7 protein-coding genes are annotated in these 12,570 nt (G+C 48.1%); all 7 read left to right on the forward strand.

The window, feature by feature from the left end:
* Window positions 1-84: 84 nt before the first annotated feature.
* Window positions 85-615, forward strand: a complete 531-nt coding sequence (locus BQ7364_RS17345; protein WP_072686067.1) for a hypothetical protein — start codon at window positions 85-87, stop codon at window positions 613-615.
* The gene (locus BQ7364_RS17350; RefSeq protein ID WP_072686069.1) at window positions 605-5,920 is read left to right on the forward strand and encodes an InlB B-repeat-containing protein; all 5,316 of its coding nucleotides are present in this window, start codon (window positions 605-607) and stop codon (window positions 5,918-5,920) included. Before BQ7364_RS17345 ends, BQ7364_RS17350 begins: the two co-directional genes overlap by 11 nt.
* 304 nt (window positions 5,921-6,224) lie before the next feature.
* Window positions 6,225-7,370, forward strand: coding sequence for an anaerobic ribonucleoside-triphosphate reductase activating protein (locus BQ7364_RS17355; RefSeq protein WP_072686071.1), 1,146 nt, complete (start codon window positions 6,225-6,227; stop codon window positions 7,368-7,370).
* A gap of 21 nt (window positions 7,371-7,391) precedes the next feature.
* Complete coding sequence (locus tag BQ7364_RS17360; RefSeq protein ID WP_072686073.1) at window positions 7,392-9,779, forward strand: ribonucleoside triphosphate reductase; 2,388 nt, start codon at window positions 7,392-7,394, stop codon at window positions 9,777-9,779.
* 150 nt (window positions 9,780-9,929) lie between these two features.
* Window positions 9,930-10,637 carry a deoxyribose-phosphate aldolase gene (deoC, locus tag BQ7364_RS17365; RefSeq protein ID WP_072686075.1) on the forward strand — a complete coding sequence of 236 codons (708 nt, stop codon included), beginning with the start codon at window positions 9,930-9,932 and terminating at the stop codon, window positions 10,635-10,637.
* Window positions 10,634-11,800: an N-acetylglucosamine-6-phosphate deacetylase gene (gene nagA / locus BQ7364_RS17370; RefSeq protein WP_072686077.1), complete on the forward strand. Its 1,167-nt coding sequence runs from the start codon at window positions 10,634-10,636 to the stop codon at window positions 11,798-11,800. Before deoC ends, nagA begins: the two co-directional genes overlap by 4 nt.
* A gap of 134 nt (window positions 11,801-11,934) precedes the next feature.
* Window positions 11,935-12,477 carry a DUF3783 domain-containing protein gene (locus BQ7364_RS17375; protein WP_072686079.1) on the forward strand — a complete coding sequence of 181 codons (543 nt, stop codon included), beginning with the start codon at window positions 11,935-11,937 and terminating at the stop codon, window positions 12,475-12,477.
* Window positions 12,478-12,570 lie beyond the last annotated feature (93 nt).

The raw sequence follows: 12,570 nt of genomic DNA on the forward strand, positions 1-12,570 counted from the left end.
CAATCTTTCTCCCTGCAAAACCAGATATCTAACCATTTTATAACCGCCTGCTGATAGAATGAAAATGTCTTGGAGGTGTAGCGTATGCGGAAAAAGTTAGTTCTTGGGTTAATGGCAGCGATGTTGGTAATGAGTCCGATACAAATTTTAGCGGATTCTGCGACACCGGAGCCGGAAACTGAACAAATTGACGATGAAGAAACACCGCGGGCTGCCCGCAGAAATCAGGACTCTGCGCTCCTCTTTGCTTTCCTTGGCGCCGGCATCGTTGTGATTGCCGCAGCCTGGAAAACAAAAAATCAGAATCTGAGTTTGTTTGTCAATCAAGTGGATTCCAATGGAGACGGCAGTTATACAGTCACCTGGGGTTATAAGAATCCCAAGCATTCCAAGATCAAATACGACAAGGATGAAGCCGGTTTGAAAATAAAACGAGGCACTGCGATCGTCCTGAAAAAAGCAGAGCCGACAGAATTTGAACCAGGTATCCACAAAGACGCTATCATTACGGTCATTAACGACGAAACTGAAATCGAATGGATTGCGGGAAATCAGAAGGTCGGCGTTAATGGAAGAATGATCAAAATAGAAGGGAGGAACGAGAATGAAGATTAAAAACAGGTTTGACAGAGTATTAAAGATGTTGACCGTCTTCGCGATGACGATGTCCTGCTTTGTGGACATGCCGATTCGGGTTGTAGCGGAAAGCTTTGACGTCGATTCTGTAATCAGCATTGAATCACACAACAACGAGACCGATGTGAATGATAGCGAAGCGAGCTTAGCTGTAAGCGTTACTGTCAATGGTCAGACAGCAACAGCGCAAAAATCAGTCGCATCGGGTACTCTGACCGTAAGGGCCAACGATGGTTTTGAAATTGATTCAATGATTTTGGACGGCGTGGAATTTAGCGAATCCACAGACGTTCAATCGGGGGAACATTCTCTTAACATCACGGCTCACACAACAACTTCTCAGATTGATAAATCTAAAGAAAACCAACAGCCGGATCCGACGGTGGAACCAACACCGACGATTACTCCTGATCCAACACCAGAGGCGAGTGAGGAGCCAAAGACCACGGAAACTCCAGTGGTTACGGAAACACCGAAGGTAACGGAAGGACCAACGGAATTTATTCCTCCAACAAGTAACGCCATTATTCAAAATATTGAAGGTGATGATGTATATCTTCTCACTATATACTATGTTTATGGGGAAGATGCAGCTCCAGAAATTGCGAACACGGCAGCGCAAGCAACGTATTATGCAGATGTAATTGCTGGAAATGAATACAAAGTTACTTCTAAAGAAATTCAAGGATATGAGGCAAGTCAAAGCCTTGTAAGTGGAATAATGCCGTCGGAAGATCTGACGATTACCGTTACGTATCATCCTACTGAGACTGCGTATACTGTTAATCATAAATTCATACAACTTGATGGTTCATTTATTACGGAGTCAGAAACTTTGTATGGCAAATTTGGAACAGAAACTCAGGCAGTTGCCCGGCAAGTCAATGGCTTTGAAGCTGGTGTAATCGAAAACACTCTAATTTCGGCGAACACAGTTGTTGAAATTGAGTATACACGAATCAATTATACAGTGCGATTTGACTCTGATGGAGGTAACTATATCAGCGCTGTGGAAGCACCTTTCGAAACAGTAGTTGATTTATCAACGAAAGTACCGACGAAAGCAGGCTACGATTTTGCTGGATGGTATAATGGAGATTCTAAAGTTGAAGGATCTGTTAGTTTGACGGAAAATATAACTTTAACTGCTCATTGGACATTAAAAGCAAATCAGAAAGCTGATTATCAAGTTATTTTCTGGGTAGAAAAAGCAGAATCTAATGAATATGATTTCTTATATAGTCAGACCATTCATGATGCAATTGTAGGCAGTGAAATTAAGAACTATCCTACATTTGATAGTACTAAACTTTCAGATATTGGATTAGATGAAGCTGGATTTGAAAAGCCTGACATGGAATCTGGTAAAACAGTTGCGCTAGATGGCAGTACTGTTTTAAATGTTAGATTAAACAGAAAAATTTTTACAGTTACCTTTTATGTAAAAGAATCTTGGTATTCTAATTGGAAAATTCAACCCAAATTAACTATAACGGCAAAATATGGTGCGGATGTTTCTTCAGTTTGGAATGATGTAGATCATAAAGAATACATGTGGTATACATCATCAAGTTGTAAAACGAGTGTAGGTGCAATGAAAACCATGCCCGCTGAAAACTTATCGCGTTATGGTAATAAAGTTAATACAACGAAGATTAAATACCTAACACAGAACTTATCTGGTAGCGGCTATTCCACTTATATGGAAGGGGTATTACCTGATGGTTGGACTATAAATGAGGGAGATATTATTCAAATAGAAGGTTTCTCTTATGAAAGAATGGATACGCGATATAAAACATTGTATTATACAAGAAATAACTATACTCTAAGTTATAATGCAAATGGCGGATCTGATATTCCATCACCAGAAACTAAAAAATTTGAAAGTATCCTTAAAGTTCCGGTAAAACAACCAGTTAAAGAAGGCTATGAGTTCACAGGCTGGTATTATGATCCAGGAGCTCAAGAAAAAGTTAATTTTGATAAAGATAAAATGCCAGCTCATAATACAGTATTGTATGCAGGGTGGACAGTTAAAACTTATCAAGTTGAATTTGACGTGAATTATGAAGGCGGAACAGGTTTTGCTGTAAATGCTAATTATAATACTCCTGTCAAAATTCCTGATACTCCAGAACGTGATGGATATACTTTCTTAGGTTGGTCAATCAAATCTGACACTTTGGTTAAGTATGATTTTGGGACACCAATAAAAGATAACATCACACTTTATGCTCATTGGCAGGCTAAGAATTATACCTCTTATAATATTCGTTATTTATTAGAAGGTACTGATACGGAACTTGCTGATTCGATAAAAGTTGATAATCAAAGAGTAGGTAAAACAATTACTGTTTTTGCAAAGAGTATTGAAAATTATATTCCTTTATTGTCAAGTCAAAGCTTAACTTTAAAACAGACAGATAATGAAATTATATTCTATTACTCTCAGGCAAAAGAAAGAGGATATACGATCATTGCGATGGATGTAAGTGATCCTGAAAAACCAGTTGAGTTAATTCGTAACGGAGATAACAAAACAGATCGTGCTGCAGTAGTAATTGATGCCCCTTCAATTAATGATTATATTCTTGCTGATGGAGAGACTGCTCGAAAAACATTAGTTGTTTCTGATAACGAAACAGAAAATGTTGTAACATTTAATTATGTAAAACGCAATGTTGGTTATACTGTGAATTATTACAAAGATTCGACAGATGAATCAAATTTACTCAAATCTGAAACAGGAACTGGGAGAATAGGAACAACCATTCCTTATGAAAACGGCAAGTATTTACCTAAAGGATATGTTGCTCCAGGAACTGTAACAGGACCGGAAAAGATAACTAATATTGCCGCAAATAATGTCATTAATATCGTTTATGCAGAAGCTGCAAAAATAACGATCAACTACGCAGCAACAACAGGTGGAAGTGTGGATCGTTCAAGTGAAAGCTTAGCACCGGCAACGGGCGAAGCTCAGGGCTCGACGGCAACAGCAAGCGCAGGATACCATTTCGTGAATTGGACGAATGCGGAAGGCACAGAAGTCAGCACAGACGCTCACTTTACACCAGAAAAAGTTGATGGATTGAATGTAGCGGCAACGTACACTGCAAACTTTGCGGAAGATGCGAACGTAACGATCAACTACGCAGCAACAACAGGTGGAAGCGTGGATCGTTCAAGTGAAAGCTTAGCACCGGCAACGGGCGAAGCTCAGGGCTCGACAGCAACAGCAAGCGCAGGATACCATTTCGTGAATTGGACGAATGCGGAAGGCACAGAAGTCAGCACAGACGCTCACTTTACACCAGAAAAAGTTGATGGATTGAATGTAGCGGCAACGTACACTGCAAACTTTGCGGAAGATGCGAACGTAACGATCAACTACGCAGCAACAACAGGTGGAAGCGTGGATCGTTCAAGTGAAAGCTTAGCACCGGCAACGGGCGAAGCTCAGGGCTCGACAGCAACAGCAAGCGCAGGATACCATTTCGTGAATTGGACGAATGCGGAAGGCACAGAAGTCAGCACAGACGCTCACTTTACACCAGAAAAAGTTGATGGATTGAATGTAGCGGCAACGTACACTGCAAACTTTGCTGTCAACTCCTATAACTACAAAGTTTCCCATGTCTACCGTGATGCTGATAACAATGTTGTTGAAGAACTGACAACGACGGCAGCTGACGAGAAACGTGATTACCTGTCTGCTATTTCTGAATCTCCAAGAGGTCCAGAAAATGCAAATGGCAATTTCGTTCTGTCGAATATCGAAGTTGACAGTGTTGATGAATCGACATTGCAGGCAGATGAAGAAGGCAATATTACGGGAACCATGCCAGCTGAAAATCTGACAATCACGTTCTACTATGATGCAGATAATATCGGTGAGAAAGATCCTGAAGAAGGAGATGGAATCGCAGATAAATATCAAATCACGGTTACGTATGACGCTGTAAACGGCAAAGTTGTTGCTAATCAGGGGCCATTTGTATTGACGAAATACAATGCCAATCATGAATATGCAATGGATGGAGTCGCTTATCTGGCTGAAAATCAGATCGCAACAGTTGAACCTTATTCAGGTTATCATCTGGCAAGTTGGGCACCAGAAGAACCGACAACAGAAATCGCATTGAATAAAGATACGGAATTCGTAGCGACATTCGTCATTAATGAATACCAAGCGACAGTGAAGTACGTTGATGAAGATACAAAGGAAGAAATCGGGACAGCGAAGGAAGTCACAGCGAAGCATGGGGAAACGATCAATGGTGCGGATCATAAGATCAACATCGAAGATTACGTTTATACCTATGCGGAAAGCAAGGAAATCACGGAAGACGGAATGATTGTCAACGTTTATTACAGCGCAGATAAAAATCATGACGAGATTCCGGATAAGTATCAGATTCACGTATACTACAATGCGGTGAATGGTACGATCACTGCTAACCAGGGTCCGTTTACCTTGAATAAGGTCAACGAGAAAGGCGAATATGCGGTTGATGGCATCGCTCATCTGAGCGACGATCAAATTGCGAAGGCAAGTCCGAATAACGGATATCGGGGTGGTACTTGGAGTCCAATGGCTCCGACGACTGCACTGGATCTGACAGAGGACATTACTTTCACGATTACCTTTACAGCAAATCCAGTCGATCCGGATCCTGTTAACCCAGGCTGTCCGGCAGGAACGGAATGGAACGAAGAAGCCCAGGCTTGCTTAGCGCCAGTCGTTCCGCCAGCACCAGTTGTACCTCCGGGACCAGGTCCAAATAATCCTGAACCGGAAGAAGAAGTCATTGTTGAACCGACAACACCGGAAGGCGGCGGAGAAGTAACGCCAACACCGACGCCGGAAGTTGAAGAGATCGAAGAACCGGAACAGCCGCAGGTCAGCCACAAGGGTTCTTGGGCTCTGATCAACCTGATCGCCAGCTTGCTTGGCTTGTTAGCGGCGCTGTTCCTGATTTTCGCGAAGCACTCGAAAGAGGATGACGACGAGGATGATCAGAATCAGACCGCAGCGATGAATGAAGAAGAAGATCCGGAACAGCTGAAGCGCAAGAGAATCTACAAGTGGATCTCGGGCTTAACGGCTGTCATCTCAGTCATCGTCTTCGTTCTGACCGAAAACATGCGGCTGCCGATGGTCTTGGTAGATAAGTGGACGCTGTTGATGGTCGTCTTCTTCCTGATCAATGCCGTAACGCTGTACTTAGGCAGAAAATGGCATGAAGATGAGGATGACGAAGAACAAACACAGGCGTAATTATCACAAAGTTAACGGAAAGGTCGAGCATACGCTCGGCTTTTCTTTTGCTTTTCAAGCTTGGAATAACCATCATTAAAATGAAAACGCATGTCAGTCATCAATCCGGTTTATGGAAAACTGAAAATGATTTCAAGATTAGAAGGGGCTAACCTGTCAAAATCCGCCTGGTTAAAGGACTTAGCTCTTTTGAGTGAACTCAGTCGAAATCTGAATAAAAAATTCAGGAGAACAAGGCTTGATGGAGCAGGTTATACGTGCTATCATTTCAATAGTTGAGTTTCCAACTAATTGAGGTGAGGGGATGAAAAAGACAGGACGGCTGTTGACGGACTCGTCTATTTTGTATCGCTGTTCGCAAAAATACTACGATAAAGTGCTGGACGCCTATCAGCTGGGTTCCGGACAGCTTCCGTTTTTAATTTTCATTTATGAGAACGAAGGCATTACGATGAACGGTCTGGCGCAGCTGGGCTGTTATGACAAAGGAACCGTAACCAAAGGCGTTCAGCGGCTGGAAGAAGTCGGATATGTCACGATCGAGGTCAGTCCAACGGATAAACGCGTGCGCACGCTGCGAACGACGGCGAAAGCGAAAGAGATTATCGGTCAGATCTATTTGATTCGCCAACAGTGGTGGGATCAGATCACGCAGAATATGAGCGAGGATGAAGCGGCGCTGTTTGAAAAGCTGCAAAGTAAGGCGGTTGCCAACGCATTAGATTATCTGGCGGAAGAAGAACAGGAATCGCAGCGGGTGGGAATTTTCGGCATTCAGAAAATGACGCTGCTCGATTATCCCGGCAAGATCGCATGCACGCTGTTTACCGGTGGCTGTAATTTCCGCTGTCCGTTCTGCCAGAACTCTGATCTGGTGTTTCTGGCGGAGAATATGGCACAGATTCCCAGGGAAGAACTGTTCGACTTTTTAACCCGCCGTCAGGGAATTCTGGAAGGAATTTGTATCAGCGGCGGGGAACCGCTGCTGCAGCCGGGGATCGAAGCTTTCTTACGCCGGATTAAGGAATTGGGTTATCCGATCAAATTGGATACCAACGGCAGTTTCCCAGATCAGCTGGAGCATCTGATCGACGAGGGATTGATTGATTACGTGGCGATGGACCTGAAAAACTGCCGTGAACGCTACAGCGAAACGGTCGGTTTGACAAAGCTGGATCTTGCGGCTGTTGAAAAAAGTGTCGCGCTGTTAATGCAGGAGAAGATTCCGTATGAATTTCGAACGACAGTAGTCAAGGAGCTGCATACCGCTGAGGATATGCGGCGTCTGGGCGAGTGGATCAAGGGCGCCCGCAAGCTGGTTCTGCAGCAGTTTGTCGACAGCGAGCGGGTGATTCAGCCCGGCTTGCACGCCTGCACCAAAGAAGAAATGGAAGCGTTTCGGAAGATTCTGCTTTCGTGGGTACCGGACACCGAGCTCCGGGGGTTATAGAGGAAAGAAAGGTAGAGACGTATGTATAAAGTAGTTAAACGCGACGGCATGATTACGGAATTTGATATCAGCAAGATTTCACTGGCGATCACCAAAGCCTTTGAGGCTCAGCAGAAACAATACCATTCCAGCGTGATTGATATGCTGGCGCTGCGGGTAACCGCGGATTTTGAAAGCAAAATCAAAGACGATCTGATCCAGGTGGAAGATATTCAGGACAGCGTGGAATCAATTCTGATCCAATCCGGATATTCCGACGTCGCCAAGGCATACATTCTATACCGCAAACAGCGGGAAAAAATCCGCAATATGAAATCGACGATTCTCGATTATAAAGAACTGGTCGACAGCTACGTCAAAGCGACGGACTGGCGCGTGAAAGAAAATTCAACCGTGACTTATTCGGTCGGCGGTTTGATTCTGAACAACAGCGGTGCGATCACCGCCAACTACTGGCTTTCGGAGATCTATGACGAGGAAATCGCCAACGCACACCGCAGCGGCGATATCCATCTGCACGATCTTTCGATGCTGACGGGCTACTGCGCCGGCTGGTCGCTGAAGCAGCTGATTCTGGAAGGCTTAGGCGGCGTACCGGGCAAAATTACCTCCAAACCGGCGAAACATCTGGCTTCGCTGTGCAATCAGATGGTCAACTTCCTGGGCATCATGCAGAACGAATGGGCGGGCGCACAGGCGTTCTCCTCGTTTGATACGTATCTGGCGCCGTTTGTCAAGGTCGATCAGCTGAGCTATGACGAAGTCAAGAAATGCGTCGAGTCGTTTGTCTATGGCGTCAACACACCGAGCCGCTGGGGCACGCAGGCGCCGTTTTCCAACATCACTCTGGATTGGGTTGTGCCGGCGGATTTAGCGCAGCAGCCGGCGATTATCGGTGGTCAGCCGCAGGATTTCACCTATGGCGACTGCCAGAAAGAAATGGATCTGGTCAATAAGGCGTTTATTGAAGTTATGATCGAGGGCGACGCCAACGGCCGCGGCTTCCAGTATCCGATCCCGACGTATTCGATCACGAAAGATTTCGACTGGTCGGACACGGAAAATAATAAATTGTTGTTTGAGATGACCTCGAAGTATGGCACGCCGTATTTCTCCAATTACGTCAACAGCGACATGCAGCCCAGCGACGTCCGCAGCATGTGCTGCCGGCTGCGGCTGGATCTGCGCGAACTGCGGCGGAAGTCCGGCGGCTTTTTCGGCAGCGGCGAAAGCACCGGTTCGGTTGGCGTCGTGACGATCAACCTGCCGCGGATCGCTTACCTGGCCAAGGACAAAGATGATTTTTATGCCCGGCTGGATCGTTTAATGGATATTTCCGCGCGGTCGCTGAAGGTCAAGCGTCAGATCATCACCAAGCTGCTCAATGAAGGGCTTTATCCTTATACCAAGCGCTATCTTGGATCGTTTGATAACCATTTCTCAACGATCGGACTGATCGGCATGAACGAGGTCGGACTGAACGCGGCCTGGCTGCGCGCCGATCTGACGCATAAGGAAACGCAGGAATTCGCCAGGGAAGTGCTGAACCACATGCGCGAACGGTTAGTCGTGTACCAGGAAGAATACGGCGATCTGTATAACCTGGAAGCCACGCCGGCGGAATCGACGACCTATCGCCTGGCCAAGCATGACAAGCAGCTGTATCCCGACATCATCACCGCGACGGAGGACGGCAACACGCCGTATTACACCAACAGCTCGCATTTGCCAGTTGGTTATACCGAGGATATCTTTGAGGCGCTGGACGTTCAGGACGAGCTGCAGACGCTGTATACTTCCGGTACCGTCTTCCATGCTTTCTTAGGCGAAAAGCTGCCGGACTGGAAAGCCGCCGCTTCCCTCGTCCGCAAGATTTCCCAGAATTATAAACTGCCTTATTATACATTGTCTCCGACATATTCGATCTGCAAAGACCACGGTTATATCGCGGGAGAGCAGTATGTCTGCCCGATCTGCGGCCGTACAACTGAGGTTTACAGCCGGATCACGGGTTACTACCGGCCGGTTCAGAACTGGAATGCCGGCAAGACGCAGGAATACAAGGAACGTAAGGTCTATGATATCGGTCATTCCGTCCTGAAAGGCCGTCAGGCGCTGAAAGAAGCCCCGGTCCAGCCGGAAAGCCGCGAGGAAAAGAGTGTGCCGTCCTCTTCCGCGGAAGGCCGTGTCCTGTTGTTTACGACGAAGACCTGCCCGAATTGCAAGATGGCCGGCCGGCTGCTGGAGAAAGCCGGGATCGCCTATGAGCTGATCGACGCCCAGGAACAGGCGCAGCTCAGCGAACGCTTCTCGATTATGCAAGCGCCGACGCTGGTCGTCGTAGATCAGAATTCCAACTGCGTCTACAAGACGAATAACGTCCAGGAATATATCACGCGGCAGCGCTGAGGAACAATCCCATTTTCCAATGTCAGGAGGATGGGATTTTTTATTCTGAAAATTGAGTCAATCTATGAATAATACTGGCATTCGTGAAAGCGCTTCGTTATAATGAAAGCAGACAGAACGGAGATTGAAAAGAAAGCGAGGAACAGGAAGATGGAAGAAAAGTTGGAAGCGCAGCTGCGCGAATTGGCCGGGATGATCGACCATACGATACTCAAGCCGGACGCGACAAAACAGAAAGTGCTGGAGGTTTGCCAGGAGTGCCGGGATTATCATTTCAAGATGATCGCGATCAACTCCTGTCAGGTGACGTTGTGTCACCATGCCTTAAAGGGCAGCGGCGTGCATGTCGGAGCGGCGATCAGCTTTCCGCTGGGCCAGACTGAACTGAACGTCAAGCTGCTGGAAACGGAGCATGCCATCCGCCAGGGCGCAGACGAGATCGATTATGTCGTCAACCTGACGGAGCTGAAAAGCGGCAACTGGGATCTTGTGCGCAAGGAGATGGATCGGATCACGCGGCTGTGTCACCAATATGGCAAGATCTGCAAGGTCATCTTTGAAACATGTTATCTGAGCGAGGAAGAAATCATTCGCCTGGCGCAGATTGCGCGCGAGGTGAAGCCGGACTTCATCAAGACCTCGACGGGTTTCGGTCCGGCTGGAGCGACAGCCAAGGACGTGTTTATCATGAAGCATGAAGCGGGCGAGGACGTCCAGGTCAAGGCGGCCGGGGGCATCCGTTCCTTAGCGGCGCTGCTGGAAATGAAGAAGGCGGGAGCGACACGTTTCGGCACCTCCTCGTCGATCAAGATCATGGAAGAAGCCCGGAAGCTGCTGGAAGAAGGTGGTACGCTGTGAAAACGCTGATCCATAACGCGCATGTGATCGCCGACGGGTTTCGCGAGATTCCCTGCGGCGCGGTGCTGGTCGAGGAGGGAAAGATCGCCGCGTTGATGCCGGAAGCGGATTGGTCTGCGCAGGCGGAGAACGCGGACGAGGTCATCGACGCGGAAGGGTTGATGCTGACGCCGGGCTTGATCGACATTCACATCCACGGGGCGGCCGGGGAAGATCTGATCAGCGGGAAGGCTGAGGCGGCGGAAGCGGTGAGCCGCAACGTCGCGATGGACGGCTGTACGGCGTTCATGGCTTCGCTGACGGTCGTTTCGCATGAACGATTGTTGGAAATTCTGCGCGGCCTGGCATCGGTGGCGGACTTGCCGGGGGCCGCGATGCTGGGCATTCATTCGGAAGGCCCGTATTTAAGCCCGGATTATAAGGCGCTGATGGATGAACGCTACCTGCGCGATCCGTCGTTAAAGGAACTGCGGGACATGGTTGAAGCGGCGCAGGGACGCTTGAAAGTGATGACCGTCGCGCCAGAGCGGGCGGGCATGGATGGCTTTATTCAGGCCGCGGTGCAGGCGGGAATCACGGTGATGGTCGGCCATACCAACGCGACCAGCGCCGACGTTCACCGCGCCAGTCTCGCCGGGGCTGCCGGCTTCACCCATTTATACAACGCGATGAGCCAGCATCTGCACCGCGATCCCGGCACGGTCACGGGCGCGTTTTTAGAGGAAGGCATGAAGGCGGAGCTGATCGCGGACGGCTTCCATGTCGATCCCGAGGTTGTCCGGATGACGTGGAAACATTTCGGTTCACAGCGGCTGGTGCTGATCACCGACGCGATGCTGGGCAAAGGGATGCCGGACGGCGACTTCGAATTCAGCGGGCTGCATTGCCGCAAGCACGGCCAGCATGTTCAGGTAGTGGAAACCGGCCGGCGCGCGGGATCGGCGATCGGCATGAACGACGCGGTGCGGATGATGGGTGAGATGTGCGGCTGCACGCCGTGCGAGCTGGTTCAGATGGCCTGCGTCAACCCGGCTTCCTTAGCCCAGGTCGGAAATCGTAAAGGCCGTCTGGCAGCCGGTATGGACGCCGATCTGGCGCTGTTTGACAAGCAGTGGCAATGTCGGGGAACCCTGGTGGAAGGGCGTTGGGTTTACCGCCCTTGATCACAGCGGAACAGTCTGGCGAACTCCGTGTCCAAAGAAAGTGCTTCCCTTGGTAAAAAATTAAAATTTCGGGTTTAAGATTGGATATTCTTTCCAGCTTCGGGTATAATACAAACCACTGGAGGCATAAAACTATGAAAAAAGCGATTTATTGTTATAACATCGACGACGTCGATCAGCATATTTTAGAGACGATTACAGCCCCGATGAACATTGAGCTGGGCTTGTTGGACGACGGCATGCTGAAGCTGACGGTCGAGGAAATCCTGCAGCGGCAGCCTGCCAGCAATCAGGACTGCACGCGGTTCGATATTTCGTTTATGCTGATGGATGAGCTGAGCGACGAAGAGATGAAGCAGATTCTAAGCGCTGGCGAACAGGCGCACTGGCACTTTGATCCGATCAAAATGTTCGTGACTGAGCACAATCGTTCGTGGACGCTGGAAACGCTGTTTGGCGAAGTGATGAAGGAACATCACCTGTTTGCCAAAGCCGAGCAGGTGGCTGCGATTCTGCGCCGTGCGGATCAGCTGGATTTGAAAAGCTGGCCGTCTGAGCAGGCGGAACGCCTGAACATCGCGCTGATGAAAGGCTATATGTTGTTAAAGAGCGGCCGGTTTGACGAGGCGCAGCTCGATCAGACGCTGAGCGAACTGACGCAGGCGATGGGGGAGTGAATTTCATTCTCCCTTTTAATTTGACTTAAAAACTCGCAGGCAAGCTACCAATCTTGAATAAATTATGCTAAACTGGGAGAGCAGAGGTGAATA

It is taken from the genome of Holdemania sp. Marseille-P2844 (genome assembly GCF_900120005.1).
Classification (GTDB): domain Bacteria; phylum Bacillota_I; class Bacilli_A; order Erysipelotrichales; family Erysipelotrichaceae; genus Holdemania.